This window comes from Streptomyces noursei (genome assembly GCF_001646665.1).
GTDB lineage: Bacteria > Actinomycetota > Actinomycetes > Streptomycetales > Streptomycetaceae > Streptomyces > Streptomyces lavendulocolor.
The window spans coordinates 205,873-224,203 of record NZ_LWBU01000179.1; the positions used below are offsets into that span (position 1 = coordinate 205,873).

General features: G+C 74.1%; 17 protein-coding genes. 7 read left to right on the forward strand and 10 right to left on the reverse strand.

Annotated features, from left to right (window positions below):
• Nucleotides 1-478: 478 nt before the first annotated feature.
• On the forward strand, nucleotides 479-1,324 hold the full coding sequence (locus tag A4V12_RS16085) for a C40 family peptidase (protein WP_064070022.1): 846 nt from the start codon (nucleotides 479-481) through the stop codon (nucleotides 1,322-1,324).
• On the opposite strand, the gene A4V12_RS16090 is transcribed toward A4V12_RS16085, so the two are convergent.
• Both A4V12_RS16090 and A4V12_RS16095 read right to left on the reverse strand, forming a co-directional pair.
• Nucleotides 1,288-2,574: a benzoate/H(+) symporter BenE family transporter gene (locus tag A4V12_RS16090; RefSeq protein WP_064070023.1), complete on the reverse strand. Its 1,287-nt coding sequence runs from the start codon at nucleotides 2,572-2,574 to the stop codon at nucleotides 1,288-1,290. The genes A4V12_RS16085 and A4V12_RS16090 overlap by 37 nt on opposite strands.
• 23 nt (nucleotides 2,575-2,597) lie before the next feature.
• Nucleotides 2,598-3,470, reverse strand: coding sequence for an NAD(P)-dependent oxidoreductase (locus tag A4V12_RS16095; RefSeq protein ID WP_064070117.1), 873 nt, complete (start codon nucleotides 3,468-3,470; stop codon nucleotides 2,598-2,600).
• 101 nt (nucleotides 3,471-3,571) lie between these two features.
• Between A4V12_RS16095 and A4V12_RS16100 the strand changes: the two genes are divergently transcribed.
• On the forward strand, nucleotides 3,572-4,582 hold the full coding sequence (locus tag A4V12_RS16100) for a helix-turn-helix domain-containing protein (RefSeq protein WP_064070024.1): 1,011 nt from the start codon (nucleotides 3,572-3,574) through the stop codon (nucleotides 4,580-4,582).
• On the opposite strand, the gene A4V12_RS16105 is transcribed toward A4V12_RS16100, so the two are convergent.
• Nucleotides 4,548-5,840, reverse strand: coding sequence for a geranylgeranyl reductase family protein (locus tag A4V12_RS16105; RefSeq protein WP_064070025.1), 1,293 nt, complete (start codon nucleotides 5,838-5,840; stop codon nucleotides 4,548-4,550). The two genes, A4V12_RS16100 and A4V12_RS16105, sit on opposite strands and share 35 nt — an antisense overlap.
• A gap of 98 nt (nucleotides 5,841-5,938) precedes the next feature.
• On the opposite strand from A4V12_RS16105, the gene A4V12_RS16110 reads away from it, so the two are divergent.
• Nucleotides 5,939-6,508 (forward strand): GNAT family N-acetyltransferase, encoded by a 570-nt coding sequence (locus A4V12_RS16110; protein ID WP_064070026.1) that lies wholly within the window; start codon nucleotides 5,939-5,941, stop codon nucleotides 6,506-6,508.
• A 26-nt stretch (nucleotides 6,509-6,534) separates the two neighbouring features.
• Here A4V12_RS16110 and A4V12_RS16115 read toward each other — a convergent pair whose 3' ends face one another.
• From A4V12_RS16115 to A4V12_RS16135, 5 genes are all read right to left on the reverse strand, one after another.
• Complete coding sequence (locus A4V12_RS16115; protein WP_234372195.1) at nucleotides 6,535-9,006, reverse strand: zinc ribbon domain-containing protein; 2,472 nt, start codon at nucleotides 9,004-9,006, stop codon at nucleotides 6,535-6,537.
• A gap of 75 nt (nucleotides 9,007-9,081) precedes the next feature.
• The gene (locus A4V12_RS16120; RefSeq protein WP_064070028.1) at nucleotides 9,082-9,777 is read right to left on the reverse strand and encodes a demethylmenaquinone methyltransferase; all 696 of its coding nucleotides are present in this window, start codon (nucleotides 9,775-9,777) and stop codon (nucleotides 9,082-9,084) included.
• A 31-nt stretch (nucleotides 9,778-9,808) separates the two neighbouring features.
• On the reverse strand, nucleotides 9,809-10,408 hold the full coding sequence (locus A4V12_RS16125) for an imidazolonepropionase-like domain-containing protein (protein WP_064070029.1): 600 nt from the start codon (nucleotides 10,406-10,408) through the stop codon (nucleotides 9,809-9,811).
• Nucleotides 10,409-10,415: 7 nt separating this feature from the next.
• On the reverse strand, nucleotides 10,416-11,615 hold the full coding sequence (gene mqnC / locus A4V12_RS16130) for a cyclic dehypoxanthinyl futalosine synthase (RefSeq protein ID WP_064070030.1): 1,200 nt from the start codon (nucleotides 11,613-11,615) through the stop codon (nucleotides 10,416-10,418).
• 85 nt (nucleotides 11,616-11,700) lie between these two features.
• Nucleotides 11,701-13,374 (reverse strand): serine/threonine-protein kinase, encoded by a 1,674-nt coding sequence (locus A4V12_RS16135; RefSeq protein ID WP_064070031.1) that lies wholly within the window; start codon nucleotides 13,372-13,374, stop codon nucleotides 11,701-11,703.
• A gap of 118 nt (nucleotides 13,375-13,492) precedes the next feature.
• Here A4V12_RS16135 and A4V12_RS16140 point away from each other — a divergent pair, with 118 nt between their 5' ends.
• A complete protein-coding gene (locus tag A4V12_RS16140; protein ID WP_064070032.1) occupies nucleotides 13,493-14,545 on the forward strand; it encodes an alpha/beta hydrolase in 1,053 nt (350 codons plus the stop codon).
• A gap of 9 nt (nucleotides 14,546-14,554) precedes the next feature.
• On the opposite strand, the gene A4V12_RS16145 is transcribed toward A4V12_RS16140, so the two are convergent.
• Nucleotides 14,555-15,451: a menaquinone biosynthetic enzyme MqnA/MqnD family protein gene (locus A4V12_RS16145; protein WP_064070033.1), complete on the reverse strand. Its 897-nt coding sequence runs from the start codon at nucleotides 15,449-15,451 to the stop codon at nucleotides 14,555-14,557.
• A gap of 261 nt (nucleotides 15,452-15,712) precedes the next feature.
• On the opposite strand from A4V12_RS16145, the gene A4V12_RS16150 reads away from it, so the two are divergent.
• From A4V12_RS16150 to A4V12_RS16160, 3 genes are all read left to right on the forward strand, one after another.
• Nucleotides 15,713-15,916 carry a cold-shock protein gene (locus tag A4V12_RS16150; protein WP_003967102.1) on the forward strand — a complete coding sequence of 68 codons (204 nt, stop codon included), beginning with the start codon at nucleotides 15,713-15,715 and terminating at the stop codon, nucleotides 15,914-15,916.
• Between the two features lie 218 nt (nucleotides 15,917-16,134).
• Nucleotides 16,135-16,536 carry a DUF1992 domain-containing protein gene (locus A4V12_RS16155; protein WP_064070034.1) on the forward strand — a complete coding sequence of 134 codons (402 nt, stop codon included), beginning with the start codon at nucleotides 16,135-16,137 and terminating at the stop codon, nucleotides 16,534-16,536.
• A gap of 158 nt (nucleotides 16,537-16,694) precedes the next feature.
• The gene (locus tag A4V12_RS16160; protein ID WP_064070035.1) at nucleotides 16,695-17,501 is read left to right on the forward strand and encodes a maleylpyruvate isomerase family mycothiol-dependent enzyme; all 807 of its coding nucleotides are present in this window, start codon (nucleotides 16,695-16,697) and stop codon (nucleotides 17,499-17,501) included.
• Between the two features lie 56 nt (nucleotides 17,502-17,557).
• Here A4V12_RS16160 and A4V12_RS16165 read toward each other — a convergent pair whose 3' ends face one another.
• Entirely contained in the window at nucleotides 17,558-18,175 is a 618-nt protein-coding gene (locus tag A4V12_RS16165; protein WP_064070036.1) for a hypothetical protein, read from the reverse strand.
• Nucleotides 18,176-18,331 lie beyond the last annotated feature (156 nt).

Genomic DNA, 18,331 nt, shown 5'->3' on the forward strand with positions numbered 1-18,331 from the left:
TCGTACCGCGCGTGTCCAGACACTCACAAGACGTGACATTTTCGGGGTGAGCGGCAGGTCAGAGGCGCCTCGCCCTATCAAGGGTTGGCCCGTACAGGCAAATTCGCCCTGGACCCTCACGGGTGATAAAGAGCCTCGCTTCACTCACGCGAGGGGCCGGCGGGGACCGAAGTGGACACGTGCGCGCTTTCACGATCTTCCGGGCATCCGCGACGGTGACCTCATTGTGACCTGTGTCACGCCGGGAAGAGGGTAAGGAAAGCGGGCTTGGCCACCGGCGTGAAGGAGTGGTAAGCGGACGGCAATTCGGACGTTTCGCGGAAAACCCATGATCACGGCCCTGATCACCACAGTCCGCAATGTCCGTTACGGCGTCAATAAGGGGCACACGGAAGCGGATTCACCGAATCCACGCGCAACTGTGGCGCAACACACGTTTCTTGATGGGAACCGTGAAGCCCTGATAGCGGTTGTACTCATGTCCCACACCGCTCACATACCCAGCCACCGGAAGCCCCGCCGGAGCGCTTCGAAGCTCGCGCTGCGGGCCGGAGTTGCCGGTGGCGTCCTCAGCACCATCGCGGTGGCCGGTGCTGCCGGGCCGGCGAACGCCGAGCCGGTGACCGAGACCATCGAGATGCCCACCCTCAACGCGGACCTGTCCGCGGACCTGTCGAGCGCCGTGGCCGCCTCCGCCGAGGCGACCCAGCAGATCGCGCTCGACCAGGAGCTGCAGGCCCAGGAGGACGCCGCGGCCGCCAAGGCCGCGAAGGAGGCCAAGAAGGCCAAGGCCGAGGCCGAGCGCAAGGCGGAGGCCGCCGAGGCCGAGCGCAAGGCCGAGGCGAAGGCCCAGGCCGAGGCCGCCGAGCGCGCCTCCCGCTCCGCCGAGCGCACCACGCTCTCCGCGTCCGCCGACTCCTCCTCCGACGAGGACGGCGGCAGCTCCTCCTACGACGCGGGCCAGGCCACCGGCTCCGCCGCGGCGATCGTGGCCTTCGCGCGCGCCCAGGTCGGCGACGCCTACGTCATGGGCAGCACCGGCCCCAACTCGTGGGACTGCTCCGGGCTGGTCCAGGCCGCCTACCGCCAGGCCGGCATCGAGCTTCCGCGCGTCTCCGGCGACCAGTCGAGCCGCGGCACCTCGGTGTCGCTGGACAACCTGCAGCCGGGCGACATCCTGTACTGGGGCAGCAGGAGCAACTCGTACCACGTCGCCATCTACGTGGGCGGTGGCATGTTCGTCGGCGCGCAGAACCCCGGCACCGGCGTCGTCGAGCGGTCGCTCGACTACGACCCGCCGTCCGGCGCGGTCCGCGTGCTCTGAGGCGTACGCACAGGGCTTGAAGGGCCGTCGCTCCCCCGCTCGGGGAGGGAGCGACGGCCCTTCGGTGTGCCCGCGCGCAGCACGCAGTGGGCGGCGACCCCGGCGATCAGCCCCCAGAACGGCGAGCCGATCCCGGCGATCGTGACACCCGACGCGGTGGCCAGGAACGTGATGACGGAGGCCTCCCGGTCGCGTTCGTCGGCGACCGTACGGGCCAGGCTGCCCGCGATCGAGCCGAGCAGCGCCACCCCGGCGAGCGTGGCGACCAGGGCGTCCGGCAGCCCGGTGAACAGCGCCACCAGCGTGGAGCCGAAGCAGCCGACCACCAGGTACCCGGCCCCGCACGTCACCCCGGCGATCCAGCGCCTGGCCGGGTCCGGGTGCGCGTCCGGCCCGGTGCAGATCGCCGCCGTGATGGCGGCCGGGTTCACCGCGTGCGACCCGAACGGCGCGAGGAGCACCGACACCACGCCCGTCGTCCCGCACACCACCCGGCTGTCCGGCCGGTACCCGGCCGCCTCCAGCACGGCGATGCCCGGTGCGTACTGCCCCGCCAGCGTGGCCACCAGCAGCGGCACGCCGATCCCCACGAGCGCCCCGGCCGAGAACTGCGGCACCGTCAGGTGCGGCACCGCGAGGCCCAGCCCCGGCAGGTCCACCCGCAGGTCCCCGCCCGCGGCCGCCACCGCCAGCCCGGCCACCAGCGCGCACACCACCGCGTACGTCGGTGCCAGGCGCCGGGCCGCCAGGTACGCCGCCAGCATCGCGCCCGCGAGCAGCGGGGCCGCGCGCACCGAGGTGAAGACGGCCGTGCCGAAGGAGAACAGCGTCCCGGCGAGCATCGCCGCCACCACACCGGCCGGGATGCGGGCCATCACCCGGGCGAAGACCCCCGTCACCGTGAGCGCGGTCGCGGCCACCCCCGCCGCCAGGAACGCGCCGACCGCCTCGGCGTAGCCGTGCTGCGGCAGGGCGGTCACCAGGATCGCGGCGCCCGGCGTGGAGAACGCGGTGATGACCGGGGCGCGGCTCCACCAGCTCAGGCCCACGCACGTGACGCCCGCGCCGACGGAGACGGCCCACACCCACGACGAGGTCTCGGCCCGCGAGAGCCCCGCCGCCGACGCGGCCGCCAGGACGAGCGCCAGCGGTCCCGCGTAGGAGACCACCATGGCGACCGTCCCGGCGGTCACCGCCGACAGGGGCAGTGCCCCACCGGTGCGTATCGGCCCGCGCGGTCCACTGATCATGGGCTCATCGTGCCGTACCCCGGTCAGGGCCGGCGGAACGCGTCCACCAGACGGGCATAGCTGTCGCCGCCGTTGCCCTCCGCGACGGCCTTCGCCATCAGCTCCCGGTGGAACTCCGGCAGCCGCCCGTCGACGCCGCGCTCCCGGCCCGCGTGCAGCAGGTGCTCGACGGCGGCGAGCTGGACGTCGATGGTGGCGTCGTCGCCCGGGTAGTGACCGGCGTCGATCTGACCGGCGTACCGGTCCAGGAAGCCGCCCACGGTCGTCAGCCAGCGGAGCGCGACCGGGGTGAACGTGCCCGCCGCCACCCCGTCGGCGCCGACCAGGGCAGTGGCGTGCAGCCAGCCGCCGAACACCGACCACATCAGACCCAGCAGCCCCGCGTCGTACAGCGAGGCGAGACCGGCGTCGGCCCCCAGGTCGATCGGGTCGCCCAGGACCGCCAGGGTCCCGCGGTGCGCGGCCAGCGCCTCCGGCGAGCCGCTGTAGAGGATCATGCTCGTCGGCAGCCCCACGCCCTCCGGCGTCGTCATGATGCCGCCGTCCAGGTAGGCGATGCCGTGCCCGGCCGCCCAGGCGGCCGTCTCGCGGGCCTGCTCCGGGGACCCGGACGTCAGATTGACCAGGGTGCGGCCGGCGAGCTGCCCGGCGACCGGTTCGAGCAGCGCCGTCACGGCCGCGTGGTCCAGGACGCAGACCACCAGCAGGTCGCTCGCGGTGACCGCGTCGGCGACCGTGTCCGCGCGCAGCGCCCCCCGGGCGACCAGGGCGTCGGCCTTGCCGGGGGTGCGGTTCCAGACGGTGGTGGGGTGGCCCGCGGCGAGGAGGGCACCGGCAAGTGCCGAGCCCATCCGGCCCAGGCCGAGGACGGTGACGGGTGTTTCGGTGTGTTCCATCTTCATGATCGTCAGACTCGCAGCGGGCCGCCCGCGCCGACAGTGGCAGGACTGCCCACCTCCGCAAAATTCCTGCCGCCGCCCGTCGTAGGGTCGGATCCATGAGCCAGGGCCCCGGAACGGTCGCCGTCGCCGTCCTCCAGAACGACGGCATCTCCCCCTGGGAGATGTACGAACTCACCATCGCCTGCACCGTGTTCGGCATCCCCCAGCCCGACCTCACCGACCCCTGGTACGAGCTGCGCCTGTGCGGCACCGGCACCCCAGCGACCGGACCGGGGTTCTCGCTGCGCACCGAACACGGCCTGGACGCGCTCGTGGGCGCCGGCACCGTGATCGTGCCGTCGGTGCCCGACGCGGTCGTGGAGGAGGGCGAGGAGGTGCCGGCCGAGCTGGTCGAGGCGCTGCGCGCGGCCGCCGCCTCCGGAGCCCGGATGGTCTCCCTGTGCACCGGCGCCTTCGCGCTCGCCGCCGCCGGGCTCCTCGACGGCCGCCGCGCCACCGCCCACTGGCAGCACACCGCCGAACTGGCCGCCCGGCACCCGGCCGTGACCGTCGACGACTCGGTCCTCTACACCGACGAGGGCACGGTCCTCACCAGCGCCGGCGCCACCGCCGCGCTCGACCTGTGCCTGCACCTGGTACGCCGCGACCTGGGCGCCCGGATCGCGGGCCAGGTCGCCCGGCGCCTCGTCGTGCCCGCCCACCGCACCGGCGGCCAGGCCCAGTTCATCGACGCGCCGCTGCCGCCCGGCGACGACGACAGCCTGGGCCCCGTGCTCCAGTGGGCCACGGAGCACCTCGCCGAGCCGCTGACCGTGGAGGACCTGGCCCGCCGGGCCCGGATGAGTCCGCGCACCTTCCACCGCCGGCTGCACGAGTGCACCGGCACCACCCCGCTCCAGTGGCTGCTCCAGCAGCGCATCGCCCGCGCCCAGACGCTGCTGGAGTCCACCGACCTGCCCGTCGAGCGGATCGGCGCCGGCAGCGGCCTGGGCACGGCGGCGAACCTGCGCCGCCACTTCACGCGGACGGTCGGGGTCTCCCCCACCGACTACCGCAGGGCGTTCCGGGCCGTCAGGCCTTCGGGGCGACCTTCGACAGACCGTTGATGATGCGGTCCATCGCGTCACCGCCGGTCGGGTCGGTGAGGTTCGCCAGCATCTTCAGCGTGAACTTCATCAGCAGCGGGTGGGTCAGACCGCGCTGGGTGGCGATCTTCATGACCTTCGGGTTGCCGATCAGCTTCACGAAGGCGCGGCCCAGCGTGTAGTAGCCGCCGTAGGTGTCCTTGAGGATCTTCGGGTAGTTGTGCAGGGCCAGTTCGCGCTGCGCCGGGGTCGCGCGGGCGTGCGCCTGGACGATGACGTCCGCGGCGATCTGCCCGGATTCCATGGCGTAGGCGATGCCCTCGCCGTTGAACGGGTTGACCAGGCCGCCCGCGTCGCCGACCAGCAGCAGGCCGCGCGTGTAGTGCGGCTGCCGGTTGAACGCCATGGGCAGCGCGGCGCCACGGATCGGGCCGGTCATGTTCTCGGGGACGTACCCCCAGTCCTCCGGCATCGAGGCGCACCAGGCCTTCAGCACCTCGCGCCAGTCCAGCTCCTTGAACGAGTCGGAGGTGTTGAGGACGCCGAGACCGACGTTGGACGTGCCGTCGCCCATGCCGAAGATCCAGCCGTAGCCGGGCAGCAGCCGGTCCTCGCCGGGACCGCGCCGGTCCCACAGCTCCAGCCAGGACTCCAGGTAGTCGTCGTCGTGGCGGGGGCTGGTGAAGTACGTCCGGACGGCGACGCCCATCGGCCGGTCCTCGCGCCGGTGCAGGCCCATGGCGAGCGACAGGCGCGTGGAGTTGCCGTCGGCGGCGACGACGAGCGGCGCGTGGAAGGTCACCTCGCGCTTCTCCTCGCCCAGCCGGGCCTGCACACCGGTGATCCGGCCGGTGCGGTCGTCGACGATCGGCGCGCCCACGTTGCACCGCTCGTACAGCCGCGCGCCGGCCTTCTGGGCCTGGCGGGCCAGCTGCTCGTCGAAGTCGTCGCGCTTGCGGACCAGGCCGTAGTCCGGGTAGCTGGCCAGGTCCGGCCAGTCGAGCTGGAGCCGGACGCCGCCGCCGATGATGCGCAGCCCCTTGTTGCGGAGCCAGCCCGCCTCCTCGGAGATGTCGATGCCCATGGCGACCAGCTGCTTGGTGGCGCGGGGCGTCAGACCGTCGCCGCAGACCTTCTCGCGCGGGAACGCGGTCTTCTCCAGGAGCAGGACGTCCAGGCCGGCCTTGGCGAGGTAGTACGCGGTCGTCGAGCCGGCCGGACCGGCCCCGACGACGATCACATCCGCGGTGTGTTCGGAGAGGGGCTGCTGCTCGGTCACGGCGGGGTCTCCCGAATACTCGAAATTGCGTACCGGACGGCACAGGACGTGTGCAGTCTATGGGGACGTACCGATCACCGAGCCGAAGGGCCACCCCGATGACCGAGCTGCTGCCCGCCGCCGTCGAGCCCGTCGTCCGGCTGCGCGTACCGACGGACGAGGACGCGTACGCCTGGCACCGGGTCTTCGACGATCCGGAGGTCATGGCGTTCTTCCAGGGCGGTCCTGCCGAGCTGTCCGTCTACCACGAGTTCACCGCCCGTCAGCGCCGGCACGACGCCGAGTTGGGCTTCTGCCTGTGGACCCTGCTGGACGGGGACGGTGAGGTCATCGGCTTCACGGGCGCGCAGCCGTGGCCGCACGCCTGGGGCCCGGCCGGCGAGATCGAGATCGGCTGGCGGCTGGCGCGGTCCGCGTGGGGCAAGGGGTACGCGACGGCCGCCGCCCGCGTCACCCTGGAGCGGCTGCGGGCGGCGGGGGTGGAGCGGGTGGTCGCCATGGTGAACACCCGCAACGAGCGGTCGGTGGCGGTGACGCGGCGGCTCGGCATGACGCGGGCGGAGACGTACGCCATCCCCGGCAGCGGCGGCCAGGAGGGCCACTGCTTCCGCCTGGACCTCTCCGCCGGGCCGCTCACGCTCCCGGCCGGCCGGCCGGGAGCGGTCTAGGAGGTCGGCACGACCGGGGGCGTGCCTCAGTCGACGTCGTTGAGGGTCCAGGTCGAGAGGGCCACGTCGAACGTCTCGCGGGCGACGTCCCAGCTGTCGTCCTGCACGGTGAAGTAGATCGCGTACTCCGTGCCGTCCTCCGCGATGTACGACTGGTCGATGGCGTGGATCCTCCTGCCGGCCGGGTCCGTGTACGTGTACTCCCAGAGGGCCCCCGGCCGGCCCTGGAAGGTGTTGGCCTCCAGCCGGAGGCGCTGGTAGCCGGGGTTCTTCTTGCGGGAGTTGGCCTCCAGGGCGGTGAGGTTCTCCAGGGAGGTGTACGGGGCGTCGTGGACGACGCCCACGAGGATGTGGGACATCCCGGTGGAACCGGCGTAGGTCACCTGTCCCGCGGGCTCCTCCTTGACGCGGTCCCACACGGAGGGGACGGCGAAGGCGAACCCGGCCGTGTCGGCCACCATCTCGTACCCGTCCGGCACCTCGGGCACCGCCGGGGCGGGCGCGCCGGTGCCGCCGTCGGGCGCGGGGGTGTCCGAGGGCGAGGCCGTTCCGCCCGTGGAGGGGTCCTGGCCCGGCTCGGCGGTCGGCCGCGGGGCGGCTCCGGCGGGCGTCCGCGACGCCTCCGGAACGGCGACGGCCGGCCTGCCGTCCGTGGCGGGCGCGGGCTCGCCGCGGTCCTTCAGCAGCAGTACGCCGGCGGTGCCGCCGCCCCCGACGGCGGCCGCGGCCACCAGGACGACCCCCCAGAGCAGGACGCGCCGCTTCCCCGACGCGGGGGCGGACGGTCCGGCGTGCGGCACGGGGGCGGTCATGTCCACCGTGTCCGGCGCCGGGTGGGCGGGGTGCGCCGTCGCGGGGCCGGGATCGTGGGCCGGCGGGGCGGGGGGCGCGGCGGGGGCGGGGACGGGCTTCTCGGGGGAGCTTGCGGCGGGCGCCGCGCCGGGCTGCTGGGCGGGCCGGGCGGGGGCGGCCGGGGGGTACGACGGGGTGCCGGGGCCCGGCGGGGTCCCGTCCTGCCGGTGGCCGAGGGCGCGCAGCAGGTACGGGGCCGCGAAGGTCGCCGCACCCGTCCACAGCAGCCCGAACAGCAGGGCGTCCGGCACGCTCGGGGCCAGCTCGGCCCGCCCGTCGCCGCCGAAGTCCTCGAACGCGCCGGTCACTTGAGCCGACACGCCGCTCACCCCGGTCAGCAGCAGGTACAGCACCAGGAAGGCCCCGGCCGCCGCCACCCGGCCGGCCGTGTCGCCCGCCCGCCGGGCGGCCCACACGCCGGCCGTGAGGGCCGCGGCCACGCCCAGCGCGACCAGCCCGGTCACGGTCCAGCCGCCCAGTTCGTCACCGATCTCGGGCAGGCCGACGCTCCCGCGCTCCACGCCCGACCCGAAGAACCCGAGCCTGCCCTGCACCTGGTACTCCAGCGGCACGCCCCAGGCCAGCCCCAGCACCGCGACACCGATGTTCGGCAGCACGGGCAGGACCAGCAGCAGGGAGGTGCCGTCCACTTCCTCCTTGGCCGCGTACCAGACGAAGCCGATCACCGTGCACACCGCGATCAGCACGCCCAGCGCCCGCACCGCCGTGCCCAGGGCCCGCGCCGACCGGAGCGCCAGGGGCCACCGCGCCAGGTCGGCGCGTCCGAGCACCGCGGCCGTGACCGCGAGCGCCGCCACCAGCGCGCCGAGCGCGGCGAGCAGCGGGGACGACGACACCTCGACGCCGGCGACGTCCGGCTGGGCGAACAGGCCGAGGACCAGCACCGCCCCGGCCACCAGGATCGCGACCCGCACCGCCGCGTCCGCACCGGCGCCGCGGGCGCGCAGCATCCGGGCGCCGAGGTACAGCGCGCCGGCGAACAGGGCGGTGACCGTCAGCGGTACGAGGGACAGCTCGCCGCCGCCCTGCGCGTAGGCGTCGCCCGGCCCGAAGGAGCCCCAGCCCCGCGGCCCGTTCCCGCCTCCGCCCGCGTCCTCGCCGAAGGACGGCCCCGAGGCCGCCATCTCGAAGCCGCCCCCGATGCCCTGGAGCAGCAGTGCCAGCGCGATCCGCAGCCGGTCGCTCCAGCCGACGACGACCTCGTCCTCCTGGCCGTACGACGGGACGGCGAGGACCGCGGCGAGGACGAGGAGCAGCCCGGCCGGCCAGGCGGCCGCCCTGGCCGCCTGCGCCCAGTCGCCCCGGAAGGCCCGTCCGAGGAACTCCCCGGCCGCCGAGGGCCGCGCCGGCCCCGGCGCGTACGGCGGAGGCGGCGGGGACGACGGCGGGCCCGCGGGGGGCGGCGGCGTGGGCGGCACGGCGGGCGCCGCGACGGGCGGGGCCGCGGGTGCCGCGGCGGGCGGGGCCACGGGCGGCGCGGCGGGTGCCGGTCCGGCCGGCGGTGCCGCCGGGGGCGGCGGGCCGTCGGGAGGCGGCGGCGCCGCGCTCCTCTCCCGCCCGCAGGTCATGCAGAAGCGCGCCTCGTCGGGTGAGGGGGTTCCGCAGTGCGGGCAGTTCGACGCCATGGATGCTCCGGGTGACGGGACGTGAGGGACGGTCACATCCTGCCGTCTGGCCGTCGGCCGTCAACCCGCTTGGCGTTATGCCGCTTTGGTACCCCGGTGCAGTGCCACGATGCCCCCGGTCAGGTTCCGCCACGCCACCTTCGACCAGCCGGCGTCCTGCAACAGCCGGGCCAGCGACGGCTGGTCGGGCCAGCTCTGGATGGACTCGGCGAGGTACACGTACGCGTCCGGATTGGACGACACGGCGCGCGCGACCGGCGGCAGGGCGCGCATCAGGTACTCCTCGTACACGGTCCGGAACGGCGCCCAGGTGGGGTGCGAGAACTCGCAGATCACCACGCGCCCGCCGGGCCTGGTCACCCGGTACAGCTCGCGCAGCGCGGCCCCGGTGTCCTGGACGTTGCGCAGCCCGAAGGAGATGGTCACCGCGTCGAAGACCCCGTCCCGGAAGGGCAGCCGGGTGGCGTCGCCCGCCGTCAGCGGCAGCCAGGCGTGGCGCTTCTTGCCCTCGCGCAGCATGCCGAGGGAGAAGTCGCACGGCACGACGTACGCCCCGGCGCGCGCGAAGGGCAGCGAGGACGTGCCGGTGCCGGCCGCCAGGTCGAGGACCTTCTGGCCGGGGCGCGCGTCGACCGCCTTGGCGACCTCCTTGCGCCACCGCCGGTCCTGGCCGAGCGAGAGCACGTCGTTGGTGAGGTCGTAGTTCGCGGCGACGTCGTCGAACATCGAGGCGACTTCGTGCGGCTGCTTGTCCAGGGTTGCTCGCGTCACCCGCCCATTGTGGCAGGCGGCCCCGTTCCGGCTACGCCCGCCTGTGGACGAGGCGGCCGGCCACCACGGTGGCCACGCACGTGGAGGCGCCCAGGCGCACCAGCGCGGCCGGGTCGGGCACGTCGAACACGGCGAACCGCGCCGGTCCGCCGACGGTGAGCCCCGGCAGCAGCACGAGGGGCCGCGGCGAGAACGACGCCGGTCCCGGCAGGTTCGGCGGGCGCCCGCCGACGGCCAGTCCCGCCCGCCGCACGGCGTCCAGGGCGGCGCGGGAGCGCAGCTCGCCGGCGACGGCGACCGTGCCGTGGGCCAGCATGCGCTGGACCCCGCGCCGGGCGCTGGCGCCCTGCCGCGAGGGTTCGGCGCGGAAGAGGGCCCGCGCCCGCTCGCCGGTGACCGGCCGGGTGCCGAACTCGTCGGCCTCGCGCGGGTCGGGGTGGTAGGCCTGCTCCAGCAGTTCGGGCCCGTACGGGTTGAGCAGCCCGGGGGTGAGGATGCCCGGCCACCGCCGCACCCGCGCCCGCGGATGGGCCGCGGCCAGGTCCTCGTACGGGCCGAGGGCGGCGATGTGCGCGCCCTCGACCAGGACGGCGGTCCCGGGCGTGGCGTCGGCGACGTGGAGCGTCAGCACGGCGGGCTCAGGTGGTGGGGAGCAGCTTGAGCTCGGGGTGGGCGGTGCCGCCCGCGATGGCGGTGGAGGAGATGTGGGAGGCGACCCGCTCGTCGACCGGGTCGTTCGCCGGGTCGTCGTGGACGACGATGTGCTCGTACGTCGTGGTGCGCTGCGCCGGGACGCGGTCGGCGGTGCGGATCATGTCGATCATCTCGCGGAGGTTGGAGCGGTGCTTGGCGCCGGCCGACGAGACGACGTTCTCCTCCAGCATGATCGACCCGAGGTCGTCGGCACCGTAGTGCAGGGTCAGCTGCCCGATCTCCTTGCCCGTGGTGAGCCAGGAGCCCTGGATGTGGGCGACGTTGTCGAAGAACAGCCGCGCGATGGCGATCATCCGCAGGTACTCGAAGATCGTGGCCTGGGTGCGGCCCTTCAGGTGGTTGTTCTCCGGCTGGTACGTGTACGGGATGAAGGCGCGGAAGCCGCCCGTGCGGTCCTGGACGTCGCGGATCATGCGCATGTGCTCGATGCGCTCGGCGTTGGTCTCGCCGGTGCCCATGAGCATGGTGGAGGTCGACTCGACGCCCATCCGGTGCGCGGTCTCCATGATCTCCAGCCAGCGCTCGCCGGACTCCTTCAGCGGTGCGATGGCCTTGCGGGGCCGCTCGGGGAGCAGTTCCGCGCCGGCGCCGGCGAACGAGTCGAGACCGGCGGCGTGGATGCGGGAGATCGCCTCCTCGACGGAGACGCCGGAGATGCGGGCCATGTGCTCGACCTCGGAGGCGCCGAGGGAGTGGATGACCAGCTGGGGGAATTCCTTCTTGATGGCGGCGAAGTGCTTCTCGTAGTACTCCACGCCGTAGTCCGGGTGGTGCCCGCCCTGGAACATGATCTGCGTGCCGCCCAGTTCGACGGTCTCCGCGCAGCGGCGCAGGATGTCGTCGAGATCCCGGGTCCAGCCCTTGGCGGTGTCCTTGGGCGGCGCGTAGAAGGCGCAGAACTTGCACGCGGTGACGCACACGTTCGTGTAGTTGATGTTGCGCTCGATGATGTACGTCGCGATGTGCTCGGTACCGGCGTAGCGCCGCCGGCGCACCGCGTCCGCCGCCGCGCCCAGCGCGTGGAGGGGGGCCGACCGGTACAGGTCGAGCGCCTCCTCCGGCGTGATCCGTCCACCCTCGGCGGCACGGTCGAGCACGGACTGGAGGTCGGCCTTCTCGGTCACCGGGTGACACCTTTCGGCGGTTTGCAGGGCTTCTGCGCGGACCGAACCAGCCTACGCCAGCGGTCCGGCCGCCCTCGGCCGCGGGTCAGCCGGTCCTGCGGAGCGTGGCGCGCGGGTTGCCCGCCGCCGCCTCGCCGGACGCGTAGCGGAGGGTGCCGTCGGCGCCGAGGGTGTACGTGACGGCGGCCGTGCCCTTGGTGCAGAGCAGTTCGGTGGACGGGCGGGCGGGGTCGGTGCGCTCGGTGACGCGCAGTTCCCTCGCGGTCGCGGAGACCAGCCGGCTCACGCCGTTGCACCGGAACGAGCCGAGGGCGGTGGAGGTGCGCACCACGTCCTCGCCCCGGCGGCCCGCGGTGACGACCACGGTGATCCGCCCGCCCGTCAGGCCGCTGTCCTGGGTCAGCTCGCCCTCCCAGGTGCCGACGAACCCCTGCGGTACGGAGACGGCGGCCGACTCACCGGAGCCCGGGGCGCCGCCGTCCGTGGCGCTGCCGCTCGGGGCCGCGCCCGCCGGCGGCCCGTGCCCGGCCGTGTCGTCGTGCCCGCCGCGGTCGAAGAGACCGAGGAGGGAGCCCCCGCCCACCGTCACCGCGGCCAGCGCGCCCGCCACCGCGAGGGCGACCGTGCAGCTGAGGCGGCGGCCGGTGCCCGACGGCGTGGGCTCGGAGGCGGTCGACACCGAGAGGGACAGGGGCGTACGGGGCCGGGGCGCGGCGTCCGCGGCCGGTGCGGGGCCGGGGGGCGGGCCGAAGACCCCGGGGGACGGCGGGGGCCCGGGCGGGGGCGGCGGGGGCCCGGGCGGCGCCCCGACCGCCGGGCTGCTGAAGGGCACCGGCCCGGAACCGGACGGGTCCGCCGCCGCCGGCTCCAGGTCCAGCAGCCGCACCGCCTCGTGCCCGAGCCGCTGCACCAGGGGTCCCGGCAGCCACCCGCCCGCCACCAGCCCGGCCGCCCCGCCCGGCGCGAGCCGTCCGGCCACCTCACCGGGGGCGGGCCGGGCGGCGGGGTCCTTGGCCAGGCACCCGGCGACCAGGTCCCGCAGGTCACCGGTGAGGGTGCCGCCCAGCTCCGGCTCCTCGTGGACCACCTTGTAGAGGAGGGCCGCCGACGAGTCGCCGGGGAACGGCGCCGTGCCGGTCGCCGCGTACGCCAGGACCGCGCCCAGCGAGAAGACGTCGGCGGCGCCGGTCACGCCCTTGCCGAGGATCTGCTCGGGCGCCATGTAACCGGGCGAGCCGACCGAGACGCCGGTGGACGTCAGCGACGCGGTGCCGTCCGTCGCCCGGGCGATGCCGAAGTCGATGAGCCGGGGCCCGTCCAGGGCCAGCAGCACGTTCGAGGGCTTGACGTCCCGGTGGACGAGCCCGAGCCCGTGCACGGCCGCCAGCGCCTCCGCCAGTCCGGCGCCCAGCGCCCGGACCGTGTGGTGCGGCAGCGGCCCGTGGTCGGCGACGGCCCGGGCGAGGGGCGGTCCGGTGACGTACCCGGTGGCCACCCAGGGGACCGGCGCGTCCGGGTCGGCGTCGAGCACGGGGGCCGTCCAGCACCCCCCGACCCGCCGCGCCGCCCCGACCTCGCGACGGAACCGCGCCCGGAACTCCTCGTCCAGCGCGAAGTGCGGGTGCACCACCTTGACCGCCACGGTGCGGCCGCCCTCGCTGCGCGCCAGGTAGACCCGGCCCATGCCGCCCGCCCCGAGTCTGCCGAGGAGCCGGTACGGACCGATGGCGGCCGGATCGCCGACTTCCAGCGGCTGCATGCGCCTTCCCCCCGTACGTCGTCGCGCACAGCAGCGTAGAGGGACGGAACCGGTCCGCGCGTCCGGTCATCTAGTACGCCGTACCGGCCGTGAATGCCCGAAAGACCCGGAGTGCTCCATGAAACGTCCGACCAGGGCGCTCGTCGCCGCCGTCGCCCTCGGCTCCCTCACCGCGGTCACGGGCTGCTCCGGCGAGGGGGAGCCGATGACGTTCGACGGCCCGGGCGCGACGGCCGCCGCGCCCGGCGGGTCCGCCGCGCCCGTCCCTTCGAAGGGTCCTTCGAAGGGCACCGGGGGGACGGTTCCGAAGACGCTGATGCCGACCGGGCCGAAGGCGGAGTTCACCACCGCCAACACGCTTCCCGACGGCACCAGGATCGGCGTGACCACGCTGCACGGCGCCAAGTCCGGCTTCACCGGCAAGGTCTGGGTGTGGGCGCCGCAGCAGTACTTCGACCCGAAGTACGCGAAGAGCGGCTTCCCGGTGCTCATCGCCCTGCCCGGCGGGAACGGTTATCCGAACAATTACTGGATGGGCACCGACCTCAAGTTGCAGAGCAGCATCAGCGAGTGGTCGAAGGAGGGCAAGAGCCTGCCCTTCGTGGTGGTGATGCCCGTTCTCAACCCGGACGACAAGTACTACTACGACGGCAGCGATATACCCGGGCAGCCGAGAATGGGCACCTGGATGACGGAAGACGTTCCCGATTTCGTCAGGGCGAATTTCCGTACGTTCACCTCGCGGGACGGCTGGGCGTTCATGGGCTCCTCGTCCGGCGGGTTCGTCGGCCTGAAGTCCGTGCTGAAACACCCCGACAGGTTCAAGGCCGTCATCGCGTCCGGCCCGGACACGGTTCCGGACTCGCCGCTGTGGGCCGGACACGAGAAGGAGAGGCGGGCGAACGACCCGGAGAGGCTGGCCGCGCTCCTCGGTTCCCGGCCGGACTCGGAGGACCGCCGGGTGTACCTGGCGTTCCAGGTCGGCAGCCGGGAATCGGGCGTGCCCGCCCTCAGGACCTTCGTCCGGAAGTACACCAAGGGGCCGGTCAAGAGCCGCCTGCAGGTGATACCGGACGGCGGGCACAACGCCAGGACCTATGTGCGGGGGATGGGGGACGGCTCGATCCAGTGGATCAGCGAGCACCTCCAGGCCCCCGTCCCCGGCCCCTGAGCCGTACCCCTAGGGAGTGCGCCGGTCCGCGGGGACGTCCCGGCCCAGCAGCTCGACCGTCACGTCCGCCGGGAACCCGGTCGTGGGGCCGGTCCGGCGGGCGAACTCCCGTACGCCCGCGAGCTGGTCGGGCCCGAAGCGGAAGTCCAGGGTCGTGAAGTACTTCTCCAGCAGCACCGCGTCGAACGCCTCCCAGCGCGCGGCCTGCTCGGCGACCTTGGCGACCTCCTCCAGCGACACGTCGCGGGAGGCCAGGAACGCCTCGTGGACCTGGCGCACGACCCTCGGTTCGCGTGCCAGGTACTCCTTGCGGACGGCCCACACCGCGAAGACGAACGGCAGGCCCGTCCACTCCTTCCACATCTGCCCCAGGTCGTGGACCTGGAGGCCCAGCCGCGGGGCGTCGTGCAGGGAGGCGCGCAGCGCGGCGTCCCCGATCAGGACGGCCGCCTCGGCCTCCTGCATCATCACGCCGAGGTCGGGCGGGCAGGTGTAGTAGTCCGGGGCGACCCCGTACCGCTCGGCGAGCAGCAGCTGCGCCAGGCGTACGGAGGTGCGGGAGGTGGAGCCCAGCGCGACGCGCGCCCCGTCCAGGTCCTCCAGCGGGCGCTGGGAGACGATCACGCACGACATGACCGGGCCGTCGCAGCCGACCGCCAGGTCGGGGAAGGCGACGAGGTCGTCGGACGCGCGCAGGAACTCGACGAGGGTGACCGGCGCGATGTCGAGGTCGCCCCGGACGAGCCGGTCGCTGAGCTTCTCGGGGGTGTCCTTGGTGAGCTCGAGGTCGAGGAGCGTTCCGGTGCGGGCGAGGCCCCAGTAGAGCGGGAGGCAGTTCAGGAACTGGATGTGTCCGACGCGGGGCCGGCTCCGCAGCTGGTGGGGATCGTCGGTTGAATTGTCCACAACGCGAGGCTAGCCCCGTCTCGTACGACCGGCCTCGCCGGGTCCGGCGTCAGAGCCGGGGAACTCCGTCAAACATCCGAGTGACGTGATCTTTCCCTCTACCCATGCGCACACCGTGCGTGCTAGGCTCAACGCAAGTTGCAGTTTGGTTTCCCTTGCAGTACAGAGCCTGCGGAGCATGTGACCCGCAGGCTTTTGTAGTTTTCAGACTTGTTTGGCAGGTTCTGGAGCAGGGCAACCCTTTGGCCCATAGGAGGGCTTATGGCTACCGGAACCGTCAAGTGGTTCAACGCTGAAAAGGGCTTCGGCTTCATCGCCCAGGACGGCGGCGGCCCGGATGTCTTCGTCCACTACTCCGCGATCAACGCGTCTGGTTTCCGCTCCCTCGAGGAGAACCAGGTCGTGAACTTCGACGTCACCCAGGGCCCCAAGGGCCCGCAGGCGGAGAACGTCACCCCGGCCTAGTTGCCCGGGTCGGCGATCGCGCACGACTTTCAGTACCAGCTAGTGCAGTACCCAAGGAGCCCTTTCCGTCCGGCCGCACGGTCGCACGGAAGGGGCTCCTGCCTTGTTCCGCCGGGCCTCGTTCCGCCGGTCCTCGTTCCGCCGGGCCCGGGCGGGCGGCGGGCCGTTCCCCCGGGAAGCCCCCCGTCCGGCCGTCCGCGCGTCGTACGCTCGAAGGCATGACCGAGCGCAAGCCGCCAGGTGTCGACTTCGAGTCGTTCGTGGACAAGCAGATCCGCGAGGCGACCGAGCGCGGCGACTTCCGGAACCTCTCCGGCTTCGGCAAGCCCCTGCCGGACGACAGCGCCCCCTACGACGAGCTGTGGTGGGTCAGGGGCAAGATGCACCGCGAGGGCATCGCCCCGGTCCTGCCGCCCGCGCTCGCCCTGCGCAAGGAGGCGGAGGACGCGCTGGAGGCGGTGGAGCGGGCGGCGAGCGAGGCGGAGGTGCGCCGGATCGCCGCCGCGATCAACGAGAAGATCGCCGAAGCAGTGCGCCGCCCGCCGGCCGGCCCGCCGCTGCGGCTGACCCCGTTCGACGTCGAGGACCTGGTCCGCCGGTGGCGCGCCCGCCGCGCCTGACCCCCTCACCCTGATCCCGCCGGATGCCGCCGGGCCCATGACGCCCCGGTGCGTCGGGGGTGAACCGCCGGCGGCGGGAAAACTCATCGCGACGGGCGTAGCGTGAGTCGTGTCGGTCGTGCTCTCGGGGTGAACGTCGTCCGCCAGGGAGGCACACCATGGTCACCACCGCACCGGCCTCCGCCCTCGACATCCCCCGTACGCACCCGCTGCGCGCGCGGGCGGTGAACGCGGCGGAGGTCAAGGCCATGATCACCACGCTGGAGGGGCTGGGCTTCGACGACTGGTCGCTCGGCACCGCGTGCGAGGGCTGGACCGTCCGGGACGTCGCCACCCATGTGGTGGGTCAGTACGAGGAGCTCTCCCGGCCCTGGCTGCTGGTCGGCCGGGCGCTGCTGGGCCGACGGCGCCACCCGGGGCTTACCCCGCTGCACGCGCACAACCTGTGCCAGGTGGAGGCCCGGCGGTCGGTGCCGCCGCAGGCGGTGCCGGGGCTGCTGGCCCGGTTCGGCCCGCGGGGCCTGCGGGCGGTGGAGCGGCTGCCGGGCGCGGCCCGCCGGCGGATCCCGCTCAGCCCGCTGTTCCCGGAGTCCAAGGAGCTGCCCGAGGACTCCATGGACTACCTGGCCAGGGTGCTGGTCACCCGCGACACCTGGATGCACCGGGTGGACGTCTGCGACGCCACCGGACGCGAGCCGGTGCTGCACGAGCACGACAAGGAGGTCGTCGGCCAGGTGCTGCTGGACCTCGCCCTCGCCTGGAGCGGCCCCCCGGTGTTCCTCGACCTGTCCGGTCCGGCCGGCGGCCGCTGGACCCTGGGCCGCGGCACCCCCGCCGTGGTGGTCCAGGCGGACGCCCTGACGCTGATGCGCCACCTCTCCGGCCGGCCCTCGCGGGGCGTCGTCGAGTACGACGGCGACCCCGCGGCCACGGCGGCCGTGGAGGCGGCGCGGGTGATCTTCTAGACCGCCACGGCGCCGGTCGTGGGCGCACGGGTGCGGCGGGGGCGGTGGAGGCGGGCTCAGGACGAGCGGGGCCGGGCCTCCAGCAGGACGACGTCGAACTCCTCCACCGACCGGACGGTCGCCCGGGCCCGGCTCGTGGCCGCGCCGCGCAGTGCGGCGACGGGGCCGCGGGAGGCGGCCAGGCTGTCGCGGTCGGCGTAGACGGCGCCGACCATGCCGCGGCCGGCGGCGCGGTCGAGGAGCAGTGAGCCGCCCAGGAAGCCGTGCATCGCCCGGAGCGCGGGCAGTACGCCGCTCTCGTAGGCGTCGACCAGGGCGTCCGCGTCGGCGGGCGCGAACTCCACGCGGGTGAGGCGGAACCGCGCGTCCTCGCCGGCCGCCTCCGGACGGGTGGCGACCGCCGCCTCCCAGGTGTCGACCGTGGTGGTGGCCGCGAACCCGGACAGCATCCGGGCCCGTACCTCGCTCATCCGGTCGGCGCTCGCCCGCAGGGCCTCCTCGTCGTCCCACCACGTGCCGGTCATCAGCTTCCCGACCGCGCGGTCGACGAACATGCCCGCGCCGCGGAAGCCCGGTTCGGCCACGAGCTGTGCCCGGCCGTCCGTGGTCAGGGCGCGCACGGCCCCGTCGAGCGCGGCGGGGTCACCCGTCGCATAGGTGGTTCGGACGAACATGGCAGCCCCTCGCGCCGGTCCAGTGGTCCCTGTCCATGCGACGGCCCCGGCCGCCGGGCGGCAAGGCGGCCGGGGCGTTCGGGTGAGGGGGCCCGGTGGGCGCGGGTGGCGCGGATCCGCGCCCGGAACCGCGCCCGCCCGCCGGGTCAGCGCCCG